Here is a 15,650-nt window from a genome sequence, read left to right as displayed (position 1 = left end):
CGATTGCTTGCAGGCCTTCTCGATAAGATCAACCTTTGCGCATAAAAATTGCTAGAAAATGTTAATGCGGCGCATAAATACGTACTTTGCCTCTCGACGCCGCTCGCTGCGCTGCCTATTATTCTTGGGTTTGTTCATTTTCAGACGTATCTGAGGGGAGAGAGAATGCGAGCAGCTTTTTTAGTCGGATGTGCCGCGTTGTTACTGTCGGCATGTAGCAGTAACGATGAACCTGTTCAGCAGGCAACAGCGGCGCACGTGCCGCCAGGGATGCGTGCTGCGATGAGCAGCAGCGGTGAGGCAAACTGCGCGATGGTCGGCGGCTCGTTATCGGTGGCCCGCCAGCTCGATGGCTCCGCTATCGGCATGTGCGCATTGCCAAACGGCAAGCGCTGCAGCGAGCAGGCGCTGGCAGGCGGAAGCTGCGGTAACTATTAATTCACCAGGTCGGCGAGTTTGTATACCAGCGTTTGATCGGCGGTGGCCAGCGTGAGCTGATTTTCCGTCAGGTCGACTTGTGCGCCTTCGCGCAGCATTTTACTGAGTGTAGCATCCAGCGTATTCAACTGCGGCTCCGCGCATAACATTCGGGTCATTGCCAGCTCTTCAACCTTCAGCGCGCCGTCAGAGACTTTGCTCGTGCCGCTGAAACGGTTGCACATATTACCTGAAACGAACATCTTGCCAGTTATCGGCATCTTTTCGCCGAAGCTCAGCTCTAGTGGCTTATCCCCTGCTTTCAGCAGCTGCCCGTTGACGCTGGTTAGCACGAAACGATGGTGCTGAAGCTGCTCCGCTCCGGTCGACACCTTACTGTTATAGACGCAGCCCGATAGCAACATTCCCGCCGCCAGCAGTGCAGCAAACTTGTTCATTTAATCTCCAAAAATATTTATCACATCAATAAATGAAGGGGATTGTAACTGTATCGCAGGCGATTTCTGTGGGGATTATCTGAATGTGCCCCCCGCGAAGGGGGAGCACAAAAGGGAAAGGAAAATCAGACCAGCGCGTTCGGGCAGGTTTCGCCAGCATCCACCTGACGCAGGTTGTCGAGGGTGGTTTGCGAAATACTGATCAATGCTTCAGCAGTCAGAAACGCCTGGTGACCGGTAAACAGCACGTTGTGGCAGGCGGAGAGACGGCGGAAAACATCGTCCTGAATAACGTCGTTAGACTTATCTTCAAAGAACAGATCACGTTCGTTCTCATACACGTCCATCCCCAGTGCGCCAATTTTCTGGTGCTTCAGGGCGTCAATCGCTGCCTGAGAGTCGATCAGCGCACCGCGACTGGTATTGATGATCATCACGCCATCTTTCATCTGATCAAAAGCGGCGTGGTTCAGCAGATGATAGTTTTCATCGGTCAGTGGGCAGTGCAGGGAGATAACATCGGACTCTCTGTACAGCGTCTCAAGATCGACATACTCCACCCCCATGTCCAGCGCGGCGGCGCTTGGGTACGGATCAAATGCCAGCAGGCGCATACCGAAGCCTTTAAGAATGCGCAGCGCGGCGACGCCGATTTTACCGGTGCCGATAACCCCTGCGGTTTTACCGTGCATGGTGAAACCGGTCAGCCCTTCCAGAGAGAAGTTAGCGTCGCGGGTACGCTGATAGGCGCGGTGAATGCGGCGGTTCAGCGACATCATCATGCCGATAGCATGCTCTGCGACCGCTTCTGGCGAGTAGGCCGGAACGCGCACCACGCGCAGTCCCAGCTCTTTGGCGGCATCGAGGTCAACGTTGTTGAACCCGGCGCAGCGCAGGGCGATGTACTTCACACCGTGGGCTTTAAGTTCTTCAAGCACCGGGCGGCTACCGTCATCGTTAACGAAAATACATACCGCGTCGCAGCCGTTGGCAGTTTTCGCGGTCTTTTCGGTTAGCAGGAAGTCAAAAAATTCAAGTTCAAAGCCGTATGCATCATTAACATGCTGCAGATACTTCTTGTCGTACTGCTTCGTACTATACACAGCGATTTTCATAAGACTTTTCTCCAGTGATAATACCGTCACGGTAGCATAATTAAAATAATCTTACAAATACTCAAAATTAGTTTAATCATCAAGTTATAGTGATAATTCTAGAGCATATCGACAAGTTCAGGAATCTCTTTGAAAGGTAATGTTTTTTACCAGATATTAAGACTGAATGCCCCGGGGATCAGCAGCATTAGCGGCCAGAGCAAACCGGAACTGACGTTAGCGAGCTGAAAATGCCCGTGAGGAGTGCCGCTGGCGCCGGTCACCAGCGGGACAGTGGCACGCAGCGGGGAGAGAAAGCGGCTAAAAAAGACCGCCCACGCGCCGTGGCGACGCAGAAACAGCTGGCCGCGAGCGAGGCGCTCGGCATTGAGCCAGCGAATGCGATGCAGATGGTGTCGGTAGCGGCGTCCTGCCAGCCACGAGAGCCAGAATCCGCCGATTGCGCCGAGGCTTGCGCTAAGCCACATTAGCAAGAAATGCCCGACGCTGACGGAGGCCAGGGTACCAAACAGCAGCAGCCCGGAGGTGCCCGGTATCAGCAGCGAGATAACGGCGCAGGATTTAGTGAACGTCAGCAGGAAAACCATCAGCAATACCAATGAATAATGGCGCTGAGCGTGCTCTACCAGCGAGATAATCAACTCCACAGGATCGCCCGTTTGTGATTGCAGATGTTAATCAGTGTCGCAGGGGAAAACTAAACATCGGCTCAATAGCTTGCTGGAGAATCACGTGACGGCGACTACGCTTAAACGGGACGGAAACTTTAACTCGCAGGTCGAACGTGCCACAATAACGGCCTCTCGGCTTTTACTTATTTTGAATCAGGATATTAGCTGCCCATGAAGGGTAAATATAAAGCCGCCATCGCGCTATTATTAGCACTCGTGTTGCTACCGCTGGCTTTGTTGTTGACGCTCACCCATTGGGTCCCCACGCTGGCGGGGATCTGGCTGCCTGCCGGAACCCGGATCGCTCTGAATGACAGTCCACGCCTGACGCGCACCTCGCTGCGTATCCCCGATCTGCGCTATCTGGTGGGCGACTGCGAAATCGCTCGCGTCACTAATGCCGAGCTGTCCCGTCCCAGTCGCTGGCGTTTACATATCACTGAGCTGGATGTTAACAGCGCCTGTCTGAACAAGCTGCCGGAGAGCGAAGCCGCTCCCGGTGCGCCGAAAACCCTCGCCGAATGGCAATCGATGCTTCCTTATAGCTGGCTGACCATTGAAAATCTGCGTCTGTCGCCGTGGGAAAAATGGCAAGGGCGGCTGGTGATGTCGCTCACGCCAGAGCAGCAGGATATTGGCTATGCTGGAAAAGAGATCTCTGTTCAGGCGCGGCTGCGCGGTCAGGCGCTGACGGTCAGCAACTTTTCCGCGCGTTTAGTGGAAGATCAGGCCCCGGTGAAGTTGGTGGGCGAGTTTCATATGCCGCTGGTGCCGGACGGTTTCCCGGTCGATGGTCACCTGTTCAGCACCTTCGAGTTTGCGCAAGCGCCCGGGCTGGTGGATGCCGAGCTCGAGTGGCAAGAGAATCGCGGGCAGTTGTTGGTTACCCCGCGCGGTGAAGTGGAGCCAATGCTTGACCTGCCGTGGGAAATTACGCCCGATCGTATCGCCATCAGCGATGGCCGCTGGCACACCGAATACGCCGGTAATGCGCTGAGCGGTCGCGTCGCGCTGTCGGTAGGCAACTGGCAGCAGGGCACCGAGCAGATGCAGGTCAGCGGACGGCTGAACGTGCTGACGCAGGGGCAGGCCGGTAAGGGCAACGCGGTGCTGAATATTGGCCCCGGTAAGCTGAGCATGGACAGCAGCGACATGCCGCTCCAGCTGACCGGGGAAGCCAAGCTTGGCGATCTGATTTTTTATGCCAAACTGCCCGCGCAGCTGAGCGGGTCGCTCACCGCGCCGGTGCTTAATTTTCACCCCGGCGCGCTGCTGCGGTCGCGCGGTCGGGTCATCGATTCACTCAATATTGATGAGATCCGCTGGCCGCTGGCGGGTGTTAAAGTGACTCAACAGGGCGTCGATGGCCGCCTGCAGGCCATTTTACGCGCCCATGAGCAGGAAATGGGCGATTTTACCCTGCATCTTGACGGTCAGGCCGACAACTTTATGCCCGACCGCGGTCGCTGGCAGTGGCGCTATTGGGGCGAGGGCCATTTCACGCCGATGCAGGCGCGCTGGGATGTCAAAGGCGCGGGCGAGTGGACTGACAGCGCTATCGTGCTCAACAGCTTGTCTACGGGCTTCGATAAGCTGCAATACGGCTCCATGCTGGTCAGCACGCCGCGTTTGACGCTGGAAGAGCCGATCCACTGGCTGCGCGATGAACAGCACCCGAAACTGACCGGGGCGCTGTCGCTGGACGCCGGTAAAACCACCTTCAGCGGCGGCAGCGAACTGCCGCCCTCGACGCTCAAATTTAACGTCGATGGGCGCGACCCGACCTGGTTTCAGTTCAACGGTTCATTGCATGCGCAAAGCATTGGTCCGGTACGCGTTACCGGGCGCTGGGACGGCGAACGTCTGCGTGGACAGGCGTGGTGGCCAAAACAGTCTTTAACCGTGTTCCAGCCGCTGGTGCCGCCTGAGTGGAAAATGAATCTGCGCGAAGGCGAGTTGTACGCTCAGGTGGCGTTCTCTGCCGCCGCCGATCAGGGTTTTGAAGCGGGCGGGCACGGCGTCCTGAAAGGCGGTAGCGCCTGGATGCCGGATAACCAGATTAACGGCGTCGATTTCGTTCTGCCGTTCCGCTTTAGTGAAGGGACCTGGCAGCTCGGTACCCGTCATCCGGTATCGCTACGCATTGGGGAAATCGTCAACCAGTTCACTTCGCGTAACCTGACAGCGGATCTCCAGGGCTCTTACCCGTGGAGCGAAGACGCCCCGCTGCAGCTGAGCAACGTCAGCGTCGATATACTCGGCGGCAAGCTGACCATGCAGCAGCTGCGGATGCCGCAGCATGACCCGGCGCTGCTGCGTCTGCAAAACATCTCCAGCAGCGAATTAATTAGCGCAATTAAAGTGAAGCAGTTTGCGGTTTCCGGTCCGTTTAACGGCGCGCTGCCGCTGTGGCTGAATAACGATAAATGGATAATCAAGGACGGCTGGTTCAATAATCCGGGGCCGATGACAATGCGCCTGGATAAAGACACCGCCGACGCGTTGGTGGCCGATAACGTCTCCGCCGGGGCGGCGATAAACTGGCTGCGTTATATGGAAGTTGCCACCTCGTGGACGCGCATCAACCTCGATAACCTTGGTGTACTGACGCTGAAGGCGACGATTAGCGGCACCAGCCGGGTAGAGGGCAAAAGCAACACGGTGCACTTAAACTATTCCCATGAAGAGAATATTTTTGACCTGTGGCGCAGCTTGCGTTTTGGTGACAATTTGCAAGCGTGGCTTGAACAAAATGCCAGACTGCCCGCGCAGCGCTGTCAGGACAGTAACACCTGTAAGGAACAACAATAATGATCAAACTACTCACCGCCTTTCTGGCGACCATGCTGCTGGCGGGCTGCACGCCGCGCATTGAGATTGCGGCGTCAAAGGAGCCGATCATCATCAATATGAATGTCAAAATTGAGCATGAAATTCATATCAAGGTGGATAAAGATGTTGAGAATCTGCTCAAATCGCGTAGCGATCTGTTCTGAGGCGATGATGAGAAAACGACTGTTAACTGCGACGCTGGCGCTCGTGTTATTCAGCACTCAGGCACTGGCTTTAACCTTGAACGAAGCTCGCCAGCAGGGGCGGGTAGGCGAAACCCTCAACGGCTATCTTGAACCGCTGCGGCAGGATAAAGAAACCCTGGCGCTGGTGAAGCAGATCAACGCTGCCCGCAGCGACAGTTATCAGCAGCTGGCGGATGACAATAATCTGCCGGTGGATCAGGTGGCGAAAATGGCCGGGAAGAAGCTGGTCGCCAGGGCGCAGCCGGGGGAATATGTGCAGGGCCTTAACGGCAAATGGCTGAAAAAATAGCTAACGGCAGCGCTTGCGATACTCTCCCGGTGAGATACCGAAGCGTTGCTTAAAGGCGGTAGAAAAGTGGCTATGATCGCTGAAACCCCAGCTGTAGCCAATCCCCGCCAGCTTTTCGTCATCATGTGCGCTTTGCAGCGCGCGGGCGCACAGATCGAGCCGACGATTCTTAATGTACTGTGCGACCACCAGCCCTTTTTCAGCAAACAACCGATACAGACTGCGTACCGACATCCCGGTTTCGCTGGCCAGCCACTCCGGGCGCAGGTGTTCCGCCTGAATTGACTCATCGATTAAATCCATGATTTTGCGAAACTGCTTATCGCGCCGCGATGGTTGAGCCTCCTGATGATGCAGCATCGGGCGCAGCAGGCAGACAATCGCCTCCAGCGCCGCTTCGCTTTCGCTTGCCGACAGCTCGGGGCTGTTCATACTTTCTTGCAGTAGACGCTGGCTGAGCTGAACCATTGGCAGGCTTTTCGCCAGCCGGGTGGCAATGCTGATATCGCTGCCGCGCAGTTGCTGTTCAAGCAGCGTTCTTGGCAATAACAAGGAGGCCTGACACGAGGTTTGCTGCCAGACAATCGAGCACGGCCGGGAAGCATCAATTAGCGTGATATCGCCGGTTTCGATTAGCGCCTGACGACCATCCTGCTCGACGGTCGCCTGGCCGGAAAGCTGGAAAACGGTATAAAACCAGGCGTCGTTGTCGCGCTTAATTTCTTGCCGGGTACGGTACAGGTTGATGCCGCGAGCGGTAACGGTACTGACTTTCAGGCTGCCCGCATAGCTGGCGTCTATCTCACCGTGAAAATTATCATCCAGCGGACGGGCGGCGAATTGCCCGCAGACCTGATTGATTCTTGCTAACCAGTGCTGGTAATCCTGCCCACGATTTGCCGTACTCATCGCGCATCCCTTGTAATCATAATGTTTTTGTATTGTTGCATTTATGATGCTGCTGGCAAGGGCTGGAGGTGGAGTATATGAAAGAACTATTACCTGCGGCACATTTTCTGTCCGCGTAATCGGCTTAATTGCGGAGCCTGTCACAGCGGCACAAGCGAATGTCACAGAGAAAAAAGCGCGAATGGCGACCCCGACTTAGACTGAAACCACTATCCGCGAACAATAAGGAAGGGGTATGTCCACATCACAGGTCGCACTACTTGCCAGCGTGCAGCAGTTTTTAGACAGACATCATGGTTTGTACCTCGACGGGGCACAGCAGGCGGCAGAGAGCGAAAAGCGCTTAACCGTCTGGAACCCGGCAACCGGGCAGGCCATCGCCAGCACGGCGGATGCCAATGCGGCAGATGTTGACCGCGCGGTGATGTCCGCATGGCGTGCGTTTGTCTCCCGTAGCTGGGCCGGGCGCACGCCTGCGGATCGCGAACGCATATTGCTGCGTTTTGCCGACCTGGTTGAACAGCATGGCGAGGAGCTGGCGCAACTCGAGACCCTTGAACAGGGGAAATCGATTAATATTTCCCGCGCCTTTGAAGTGGGCTGCACCCTGAACTGGATGCGCTATACCGCCGGGCTGACCACTAAAATAAGCGGGCGAACTCTGGATGTGTCTATTCCGTTCCCACAGGGGGCGCGTTATCAGGCGTGGACGAAAAAAGAACCGGTTGGCGTCGTGGCCGGGATCGTGCCGTGGAACTTCCCGCTGATGATTGGCATGTGGAAAGTGATGCCCGCGCTGGCGGCTGGCTGCTCTATTGTCATTAAACCGTCGGAAACCACGCCGCTAACCCTGCTGCGGGTAGCGGAACTGGCGACCGAGGCTGGCATACCGGACGGTGTCTTTAACGTTGTCACCGGCAGCGGCGCCGAGTGCGGTGCGGCGCTGACTTCACATCCGCAGGTGGCGAAGGTGAGCTTTACCGGCTCGACCGCCACCGGTAAACAGATTGCCCGCGTGGCGGCTGACCGCCTGACCCGCGTAACCCTGGAATTAGGCGGTAAAAACCCGGCTATCGTGCTCAAAGACGCCGATCCCCAGTGGGTGATTGAAGGGTTGATGACCGGTAGCTTCCTTAATCAGGGGCAAGTCTGCGCCGCTAGCTCACGGATTTATATCGAAGCGCCGCTGTTCGATACGCTGGTAAGTGGTTTTGAACAAGCGGTGAAATCGATGCAGGTGGGGCCTGGGATGCTGGAAAGCACCCAGATTAACCCGGTGGTGTCGAAGGCGCACTGCGCCAAAGTGGCGGCTTATCTCGACGAAGCCCGCCAGCATAACGCGGAACTGATCAGCGGCAACGTCGGCCCGGATGCGCAGGGTTTCTACATCCCCCCGACGCTGGTGATTAACCCAGATGCAAACCTGCGCCTGACTCGTGAAGAGGTGTTTGGCCCGGTGGTCAACCTGGTGCGCGTTGCCGACGGGGAAGAAGCGCTACGGCTGGCCAACGACAGCGATTTCGGCCTGACCGCCAGCGTGTGGACGCGTGATTTGACGCAGGCGCTGAATTACACCGACCGTCTACAGGCGGGTACCGTGTGGGTTAATAGCCATACGCTAATCGACGCCAACCTGCCGTTCGGCGGCATGAAGCAGTCCGGCACCGGCCGCGATTTCGGCCCGGACTGGCTGAATGACTGGTGTGAAACGAAATCGGTTTGCGTGCGGTATTAGCGGTATTTTCCCCGGTGGCGGCTAACGCCTTACCGGGGTTACAAACGCGCGCAATTAGCGGATTCTGTCGTCAGGTCGGTGGCAAAACCCACGGCTCGGCGCCTCGAATCCGGCACGACCCCGTAGGCCCGGTAAGGCGCCAGCCGCCACCGGGCGCCTTTCTCCGGGAGTAAGCCGTCAGTCCAGCAACGACGGATCGGCGTCGATCATTATCTGCTTCATCTCTTCGAAATGCTGACGTGAAAAGTCGGCGATACCCTCCCAATCCTGAGCGGTTTTCTCCGCCACCTCATCAGAGAGTTGCTTCAGCGGCTGCCCCGTTGACCAGGCGGTCACCAGAATCTGGCAGGCGCGCTCCAGCGTCCAGATATCATCGAATGCCTCGCCAATAGACGTGGCGGTTACCAGCACGCCGTGGTTGCCCATCAGCAGTCGGCGCTTATCGGCCAGCAGCGATGCCAGTCGGGCGCCTTCCGCCGTGGTGTCTGCCATGCCGCCATAAAGCGTATCGACGGCAACGCGGTTAAAGTAGCGCGCTGTATTCTGATCGACCGGCGGGATATGCGGCGTCTCCAGGCAAGCCACGCTGGTGGTGTAAACCGGATGCAGGTGCAGCACCACCCGCACCTCCGGTAGACGCTGGTGGATTTGCCCGTGAATCGCCCACGCCGTGGCGTCTACGTCCGCCCGATGGGCGCAGGTTTCATCATCAGCATCCAGCAGCAGTAGATCGCTGGCGCGGATCCGCGAAAAGTGTTTCCACTTCGGGTTCAGCAGGAACTTTTTGCCGTCCGCCGAGATGGCCGCGCTAAAGTGGTTGGCCACCGCCTCGTGCATCCCGAGATGGGCGATGATGCGAAAGGTTGCCGCCAGGTCGATACGCGTCTGTTCTTCATAAGACCGGGCCATATAATTACTCCGCTTTTGGCATCAGGGTTTGCAGATCCTCTTGCGTTGGTGCCTGGAAGTTGTATTTCTTCAGCAACGCAGCGTATTCCGGCGTGGTGCTGTATTTCTTCAGGCCTTCCTCCAGTGCGGTTTTCACCTCACTGTTGCCTTTTTTCACCCCAAAACCGTTCAGCACCGGGTAAATCAGGGTTTCCGATGAGATAACCACCCGATCGCCAAGCTTATCAATGACGCCGCGCGCCACCGCCGCATCGGTGATTTGCGCCTCTACCGCCCGCGACAGCAACGCCTGAGTGGTTTGCGGGTCGGTGGTGTATTCACTGAGCGCAATCGGCTTCAGGCCCTTTTTCACGCAGTAATCGGTGGAGAGCTTTTGCAATTGCGCCAGCCATGAGGTGGCTCCCATGGAACCAATTTTGTGGCCGCAAAACTCTTCCGGCGTTTTCGGCTGATAATCACTGCCTTTCAGCGCGAGGATTGCTTCGCCGCTCTTCAGATAGGGCACCATATCGATAACCTTCAGACGCTCGGCGGTGATGTACATCGACGAGTTGGTGATATCAAAACGCCCGCCCTGTAAGCCCGGAATTAAATTCGGAAAACGGGTATCAATATTCACCGCCTCGCGGCCCATGGTTTTCGCCAGCCCGGCAAGAAACTCGATGTCGAATCCGGCGGGTTTGTTGTTTTCCATATATTCATACGGGAAAAAGGTCATATCTGAACCCGCGGTGATTTTTCCCGGCTGCTGGAAGGCCAGCGCGCTAAAGGTCATCAGGGCTCCGGTGGCACAAAGGAGCAGGGCAGCAGGGCGCAAAGCATTAATACGTTTCATACAACCTCCTGGGAGTGGGCAAATTACATGCTGGCGCGATCGGTACCGGCCTGCTGAACGAAAAAGGATGCACCGCGCGGTTTTTGCGGCAGGCGTAGATGATTAACGGTACTGCGCACCAGGCCGCTCTCTTCACCGGCAACCATCTGCCCGGCATGAATGCTGGGCAGCGGATTTTCGCCATACGGCAGGGCGTCTTCTGCGGCATACACGCTGATAAACAGCGTACGCGGCAGGTCGGTTTCATTCGGGCTGGAGGCGTGGAGAAGGCGTGTGTGCATAAAACATACCGATCCCGATGGCCCAAAACAGGCTTGCGGCTGTTGGCAGTGGGCCGCTTCAACCTGCGGGTCCACCGAGCCGGTAAAGCGTGCGTTTTGCCAGTGGGACCACAGCGGTCCCTTATGGCTGCCCGGCACCACATTGAGCGGGCCATTTTCCGGCGTCACTGCACTGACCATTAGCAGGGCGGTGATGATGTCGTCGTTACTGTGCGGGGTAAACAGAAAATCCTGATGCCATTTTACCTGCGTTGCGGTGTGCGGCAGTTTGGAGTTTATTTTGCTGTGATGAAAACGCGTTCCGCTGCCGCCGATAAGCTGACCGGCAATCGCCGCCATCTTTGAATCTAGCGCGGCGTGGCGGTAGGCGGCGGAAATCTCCGTGGGTGAACTTACCCGGCGCAGCGAAGGGTGGTGGGCCGCGTGATCGCTTTCCAGATCGAAACGCGGTCGACCGTCGAGAGTTTCCCCCCAGACTTTGCTATGCTGCCGACTCTCTTCGACCCAGGCGTCGAAATCGGCTTGCAACAGGGCGACTTCCTCTGCGTTAAGCACCTCTTCGACGACCAGAAAACCCTGCTGATGAAACTGTTCGATTTGCCACTGCGCAATCATAATCTTCTCCTTTGAGGAACGGAGGCGTTAAGCCAAAGAGACATCTTTCAGGAAGGCATCCACGCGCGGGTGTTGGCCGTCGCGCATTGCCGCAGGCGTGTCGTCGCAGACCACGCGACCTTTTTCCATAAACACAATTCGGTCGGAAACCTTGAAGGCAAAGTTCATCTCATGGGTGACGATCACCATGGTGATGCCTTCATGAGCCAGCGATTCGATAACCTGTAGCACCTCGTTAACTTTTTCCGGATCCAGCGCCGAGGTGGGTTCATCAAACAGCATAATTTGCGGGCGCATCATCAGCGCGCGGGCAATCGCCACCCGCTGCTGCTGGCCGCCGGAAAGCTGATGCGGATACTTCCATGCGTGTTCCAGCATGCCGACTTTATGCAGCAGTTCGCAGGCGTGCTGTTTCAACTCGCTTTCGCTGGCCAGATGGTGATAGCGCGGCGCCAGCAGCAGGTTGCCGAGAACGGTCAGGTGGGGGAACAGGTTGAAGCTCTGGAATACCATGCCGATATTCTGGCGATGTTCGCTGTTCTCCATAAAACGCGGTTTCTGTTGTCCCTGTCGATCCAGGTGAATAAAAGGTTGTCCGTTGATTTTGATCTCGCCGTTATCGATCTGCTCAAGGCCGTTTAGCAGGCGAATCAGCGTCGTTTTACCGGAACCAGACGGGCCGATTACGGAAACCACCTCACCGGGCTGAATTTGCAGGCTGACCGCGCCCAGCACTTCGACATTGTTATAGGCTTTATGCAGTTTTGAGGCCTGTAGTGCGGGTTCCTGCGCCACGCTGACGCTGCGGGCCATCGCCGGACGCCGGACCGTTGCCAGTCGCTGCATTTCCTCATCCACCGGGCGCGTGGTTTTGCGCTGAGTGACATCGAGCCAGGTCTCCAGGCGTTTGAGCAGGAAATCAAAGACCGTAACGATCAGGATGTAATAAAACGCCACCGCCGCCATGGTCTCCATCACCAGGAAATTCTGCGAATAGAGGCGCTGGCCGACCATTAAGATTTCGGTCAGAGAGATGACCGATACCAGCGAGCTGAGCTTGACGATGGCAATATACTCATTGGCCAATGCAGGCAGGGCGACGCGCAGCGCCTGCGGGATCACCACCCGCCACTGGGTTCCGGCATAGCGCAGCCCGAGCGCGCGGGCGGCTTCGCTTTGCCCTTTCGGGATCGACAGCAGCCCGCCGCGATGGATTTCAGCGATGTAGGCTGCCTCGCTAAGTACCATCGCCAGCAGCCCGGCCCAGAACGGGTCGTTCAGCACCGGCGCAAATGACGGCAGCGCCTGGGGCATGTTGTAGACAAAAATCAGCAGCACCAGCAGCGGCATGCTGCGAAACAACCAGATATAGAGGCGGGCAGGCACATTAAACAGCTTGCGCGTCGACTGTTTTGCCAGCGCCAGAATAAATCCCAGCACAATACTGAAAGCCCAGGTCAGCAAACTTAATTTGATGACGGTCCAGGTGGCCTGCCAAAAGTCGACATCGCTGAGCAGGCTTAACATATAGTTCCAGTTAAACGTCATGGGCTATTTCACTCGCCATCATTAACGGAAATTAAGGCGATTCCAATGTTCTAAAATGGGGAGTCGCCAGCGTTCATATTGCAATGACACTATGCTGGCAGTATTCCACTGGAGGCAATTAGTAAATTTTTGGTCTTTAAGTTTAAAAAAACTATACAGTAATATTAACCTTAAGTAATTTAACGCAATTAATGAGAAACAGCATTGAAACAACTTAAAAACAATCACTGTTATTTTTAAACTGAATTTCCACTGAAATGAGAGTTTGCGCAATATTGGGGCGCGCCGTGGGCCAATAAGGTGCAGTGCGTGACGTTATGGTGCAATCCGGTAAATGTCGCCCGAGAAATAAGAAGCGAAGAAATAGAGTTAGTGACTGGCTAATCAATATTTTAATCAAAATCGGTATGGCACGAGGCTTGCAGGTTGCATATCGGAAAACTAAGCCTGATTGCAGTAAGACAATATTTTATCAATGGTGACGCTATGAACCGATTTACCCTCAAACAGCTAAAGTATTTCGTGACGGTGGTGGAAACGGAGAGTATTGCCGAGGCCTCCCGCCAGCTGCACATTGCTCAGCCGTCAATTTCGATTGCGATTAAAAACCTTGAAAGCACTTTCGACCAGCAGTTGTTTATCCGCCATCATGCGCAGGGCGTTTCCCTGACCTCTGGCGGACGGCGTTTCTACGATAAAGCTAAAGAGCTACTGCGGCTGTCGTATGAGTTTGAACAGAATTCGCGGGCGGATAAAGAGCTGGTTTCCGGGACTATTTCTGTAGGTTGCTTTGAATCCGTTGCGCCGTTGTATATGCCAAAGCTGGTGGCCGGGTTTAAAAAAATGTATCCCGAAATCACCCTCCAGCTTTACGATGGCGAACAGCACGAACTGATGCATGGCCTGCACCGTGGACGATTTGATCTGGCGCTGGTCTACGATCTGGAATTAGGGCACTCCATTCATAAAGAGCTGCTGAATGCGCCGCATAAACCTTATGCTTTGTTGCCTGCGTCTCATCCGCTGGCGCAGAAAAAATGCGTCACGCTTCAGGAGTTAAGCCGGGAACCGATGATTTTGCTCGATGCGGTTCCCAGCAAAAACTATTTTGTCTCGATATTTAAAGAGAAAGGTTATCACCCGGAAGTCGCCTACAGTTCGCCATCTATTGAAATGGTACGCTGCATGGTCGGGCAGGGATTAGGCTTTTCGGTACTGGTTACCCGCCCGCTTTGCGATATAACCTATGATGGTGAAAAACTGGTGCAGCTGGATATTGCCGATGAAATGCCGGCATCCACATTAATTATGGCGCATCTGACAAACAATGAACCCACGCGCCCGACGCAGCTCTTTATGGATTATTGTCGCAGCATTGAGTTAACGCCGCATCAGGTCTGATTATTTTATTTGGCTAACAGGAAGCATTATTTTTTATTGTTTATATAGCCTCATAAATTTCTATTCAGAGGAACGTTTTATAATATTTTACCATTTCATCACACTTACTTAACCTGAGTTCTGTCAATTCCGGCAAATAGCCGGACAACCGTGCTTGAAGGACACAGAAATGACAGAGCAGATTACAGAAATCGATACCCTGGTGGTTGGCGCGGGACAGGCAGGCGTCGCGATGAGCGAGCATCTGACCCATCACGGCGTTCCCCATCTGGTGCTGGAAAAAAAACGCATCGCTGAGGCCTGGCGCAGCGGGCGCTGGGATTCGCTGGTCGCCAACGGACCCGCCTGGCACGATCGGTTTCCCGGCATGACATTTCCTGGCTGCGACGCCGACAGTTTTGTCGCCAAAGAGCAGATCGCCGACTACTTCGCCGCTTATGCCAAAACGTTTAATGCCCCGATACGCACCGGCGTTGAGGTATTCAGCGCTGAACGTTTAGACGGGCGTCCGGGCTTTCGTGTCGAGACATCGCAGGGAATCATTGAGGTACAGCGCATCGTCGCCGCCACCGGGCCATTCCAGCGCCCGACGATCCCGGCTATCGCGCCGCAGGATAGCGCAGTTCATCAGATTCATTCTGCGCAATATTACAATCCGCAGCAGCTCCCGGAAGGCGGCGTGCTGGTGGTTGGCGCAGGCTCTTCCGGCGTGCAAATCGCTGATGAGTTACGCCGGGCAGGGCGCGCGGTGTGGTTGTCCGTCGGCGCACACGATCGCCCGCCGCGCCGCTACCGTCAGCGTGATTTTTGCTGGTGGCTGGGAGTATTAGGACTGTGGGATGCGCCAGCCAACCAACCAGGAAAAGAGCATGTGACGATTGCGGTCAGCGGCGCGCGGGGCGGAAATACCGTTGATTTTCGCCAACTGGCGCACCAGGGCATTACCCTGGTTGGCCAAACCCAATCCTTTGCCGAGGGTAAAGCCTTCTTCCGCGACGATCTGGAGGACAATATTCGCCTTGGTGACGCCTCCTATCTGGCGCTGCTCGATGCCGCCGATGACTATATCGCCCACAACGGATTGACGCTGCCAGAAGAGCCGGAGGCACGCTTCTTCCTGCCCGACCCTGATTGCCTGACCCAACCGCTCGCTGAACTCGACCTGCAAAAAGCGGGCGTGCGCAGCATCATCTGGGCCACCGGATATACCACTGATTACCGCTGGCTGAAGGTGAACGCCTTCAATGAACAGCAGCGCCCGCAGCATCATCGCGGTGTCTCCAGCGAACCCGGCGTCTATTTCCTTGGCTTGCCCTGGCTTTCTCGTCGTGGCTCAACCTTTATCTGGGGCGTCTGGCACGATGCAAAATATATTGCCGATCAAATTGCCATTCAGCGCCAGTATCAACACTACCAACCCTCCTGCTAA

General features: G+C 55.8%; 15 protein-coding genes. 7 read left to right on the top strand and 8 right to left on the bottom strand.

Going from position 1 to position 15,650, the window contains the following annotated elements; translation table 11 throughout:
* Positions 1-165: 165 nt before the first annotated feature.
* Positions 166-438 carry a putative hemolysin gene (locus tag QVF11_RS21400; RefSeq protein WP_110273417.1) on the top strand — a complete coding sequence of 91 codons (273 nt, stop codon included), beginning with the start codon at positions 166-168 and terminating at the stop codon, positions 436-438.
* Here QVF11_RS21400 and hslJ read toward each other — a convergent pair.
* From hslJ to QVF11_RS21385, 3 genes are all read right to left on the bottom strand, one after another.
* Complete coding sequence (hslJ, locus tag QVF11_RS21395) at positions 435-875, bottom strand: heat shock protein HslJ (protein WP_287859092.1); 441 nt, start codon at positions 873-875, stop codon at positions 435-437. The genes QVF11_RS21400 and hslJ overlap by 4 nt on opposite strands.
* A gap of 125 nt (positions 876-1,000) precedes the next feature.
* Positions 1,001-1,990 (bottom strand): 2-hydroxyacid dehydrogenase, encoded by a 990-nt coding sequence (locus tag QVF11_RS21390; protein ID WP_112215687.1) that lies wholly within the window; start codon positions 1,988-1,990, stop codon positions 1,001-1,003.
* 146 nt (positions 1,991-2,136) lie between these two features.
* A complete protein-coding gene (locus QVF11_RS21385) occupies positions 2,137-2,637 on the bottom strand; it encodes a DedA family protein (protein WP_112215688.1) in 501 nt (166 codons plus the stop codon).
* Positions 2,638-2,832: 195 nt separating this feature from the next.
* Here QVF11_RS21385 and QVF11_RS21380 point away from each other — a divergent pair, with 195 nt between their 5' ends.
* The 3 genes from QVF11_RS21380 to QVF11_RS21370 are packed head-to-tail and all read left to right on the top strand — an operon-like array spanning position 2,833 to position 5,988.
* Positions 2,833-5,472: a YdbH family protein gene (locus QVF11_RS21380; protein WP_142514294.1), complete on the top strand. Its 2,640-nt coding sequence runs from the start codon at positions 2,833-2,835 to the stop codon at positions 5,470-5,472.
* Positions 5,472-5,657 (top strand): YnbE family lipoprotein, encoded by a 186-nt coding sequence (locus QVF11_RS21375; protein WP_287859089.1) that lies wholly within the window; start codon positions 5,472-5,474, stop codon positions 5,655-5,657. Before QVF11_RS21380 ends, QVF11_RS21375 begins: the two co-directional genes overlap by 1 nt.
* 7 nt (positions 5,658-5,664) lie before the next feature.
* A complete protein-coding gene (locus QVF11_RS21370; RefSeq protein ID WP_287859112.1) occupies positions 5,665-5,988 on the top strand; it encodes a YdbL family probable chaperone protein in 324 nt (107 codons plus the stop codon).
* Here the strand turns inward: QVF11_RS21370 and feaR are convergent, their stop codons facing one another.
* Positions 5,989-6,897, bottom strand: coding sequence for a transcriptional regulator FeaR (gene feaR, locus QVF11_RS21365; RefSeq protein ID WP_287859088.1), 909 nt, complete (start codon positions 6,895-6,897; stop codon positions 5,989-5,991).
* A gap of 235 nt (positions 6,898-7,132) precedes the next feature.
* On the opposite strand from feaR, the gene QVF11_RS21360 reads away from it, so the two are divergent.
* Positions 7,133-8,632 (top strand): aldehyde dehydrogenase family protein, encoded by a 1,500-nt coding sequence (locus tag QVF11_RS21360; RefSeq protein ID WP_287859086.1) that lies wholly within the window; start codon positions 7,133-7,135, stop codon positions 8,630-8,632.
* A 177-nt stretch (positions 8,633-8,809) separates the two neighbouring features.
* Here the strand turns inward: QVF11_RS21360 and QVF11_RS21355 are convergent, their stop codons facing one another.
* From QVF11_RS21355 to QVF11_RS21340, 4 genes are read right to left on the bottom strand one after another with little or no spacing between them, the layout of a single operon-like run.
* Positions 8,810-9,541, bottom strand: a complete 732-nt coding sequence (locus QVF11_RS21355; RefSeq protein WP_287859085.1) for a class II aldolase and adducin N-terminal domain-containing protein — start codon at positions 9,539-9,541, stop codon at positions 8,810-8,812.
* 4 nt (positions 9,542-9,545) lie between these two features.
* A complete protein-coding gene (locus QVF11_RS21350) occupies positions 9,546-10,376 on the bottom strand; it encodes an ABC transporter substrate-binding protein (RefSeq protein ID WP_287859083.1) in 831 nt (276 codons plus the stop codon).
* A 23-nt stretch (positions 10,377-10,399) separates the two neighbouring features.
* Positions 10,400-11,272 carry a phytanoyl-CoA dioxygenase family protein gene (locus QVF11_RS21345; protein WP_287859082.1) on the bottom strand — a complete coding sequence of 291 codons (873 nt, stop codon included), beginning with the start codon at positions 11,270-11,272 and terminating at the stop codon, positions 10,400-10,402.
* Between the two features lie 27 nt (positions 11,273-11,299).
* Positions 11,300-12,820, bottom strand: coding sequence for an amino acid ABC transporter permease/ATP-binding protein (locus QVF11_RS21340; RefSeq protein WP_287859080.1), 1,521 nt, complete (start codon positions 12,818-12,820; stop codon positions 11,300-11,302).
* A gap of 486 nt (positions 12,821-13,306) precedes the next feature.
* On the opposite strand from QVF11_RS21340, the gene QVF11_RS21335 reads away from it, so the two are divergent.
* Both QVF11_RS21335 and QVF11_RS21330 read left to right on the top strand, forming a co-directional pair.
* Complete coding sequence (locus QVF11_RS21335; protein WP_112215697.1) at positions 13,307-14,221, top strand: LysR substrate-binding domain-containing protein; 915 nt, start codon at positions 13,307-13,309, stop codon at positions 14,219-14,221.
* A gap of 169 nt (positions 14,222-14,390) precedes the next feature.
* Positions 14,391-15,650: a flavin-containing monooxygenase gene (locus QVF11_RS21330; RefSeq protein WP_287859078.1), complete on the top strand. Its 1,260-nt coding sequence runs from the start codon at positions 14,391-14,393 to the stop codon at positions 15,648-15,650.

It is taken from the genome of Klebsiella sp. (assembly GCF_027492335.1).
In the GTDB taxonomy this organism is placed as follows: domain Bacteria; phylum Pseudomonadota; class Gammaproteobacteria; order Enterobacterales; family Enterobacteriaceae; genus Klebsiella; species Klebsiella huaxiensis.
This window is presented reverse-complemented; position numbering and strand designations above follow the sequence as displayed.

Excerpts from the sequence above, each read along its gene's own strand:
- QVF11_RS21400 (WP_110273417.1), top strand. The coding sequence starts at position 166 with ATGCGAGCAGCTTTTTTAGTCGGATGTGCCGCGTTGTTACTGTCGGCA.
- QVF11_RS21370 (WP_287859112.1), top strand. The coding sequence starts at position 5,665 with ATGAGAAAACGACTGTTAACTGCGACGCTGGCGCTCGTGTTATTCAGC.
- QVF11_RS21340 (WP_287859080.1), bottom strand. The coding sequence starts at position 12,820 with ATGACGTTTAACTGGAACTATATGTTAAGCCTGCTCAGCGATGTCGAC.
- feaR (WP_287859088.1), bottom strand. The coding sequence starts at position 6,897 with ATGAGTACGGCAAATCGTGGGCAGGATTACCAGCACTGGTTAGCAAGA.
- hslJ (WP_287859092.1), bottom strand. The coding sequence starts at position 875 with ATGAACAAGTTTGCTGCACTGCTGGCGGCGGGAATGTTGCTATCGGGC.
- QVF11_RS21345 (WP_287859082.1), bottom strand. The coding sequence starts at position 11,272 with ATGATTGCGCAGTGGCAAATCGAACAGTTTCATCAGCAGGGTTTTCTG.
- QVF11_RS21390 (WP_112215687.1), bottom strand. The coding sequence starts at position 1,990 with ATGAAAATCGCTGTGTATAGTACGAAGCAGTACGACAAGAAGTATCTG.
- QVF11_RS21360 (WP_287859086.1), top strand. The coding sequence starts at position 7,133 with ATGTCCACATCACAGGTCGCACTACTTGCCAGCGTGCAGCAGTTTTTA.
- QVF11_RS21350 (WP_287859083.1), bottom strand. The coding sequence starts at position 10,376 with ATGAAACGTATTAATGCTTTGCGCCCTGCTGCCCTGCTCCTTTGTGCC.
- QVF11_RS21375 (WP_287859089.1), top strand. The coding sequence starts at position 5,472 with ATGATCAAACTACTCACCGCCTTTCTGGCGACCATGCTGCTGGCGGGC.
- QVF11_RS21355 (WP_287859085.1), bottom strand. The coding sequence starts at position 9,541 with ATGGCCCGGTCTTATGAAGAACAGACGCGTATCGACCTGGCGGCAACC.
- QVF11_RS21335 (WP_112215697.1), top strand. The coding sequence starts at position 13,307 with ATGAACCGATTTACCCTCAAACAGCTAAAGTATTTCGTGACGGTGGTG.
- QVF11_RS21380 (WP_142514294.1), top strand. The coding sequence starts at position 2,833 with ATGAAGGGTAAATATAAAGCCGCCATCGCGCTATTATTAGCACTCGTG.
- QVF11_RS21330 (WP_287859078.1), top strand. The coding sequence starts at position 14,391 with ATGACAGAGCAGATTACAGAAATCGATACCCTGGTGGTTGGCGCGGGA.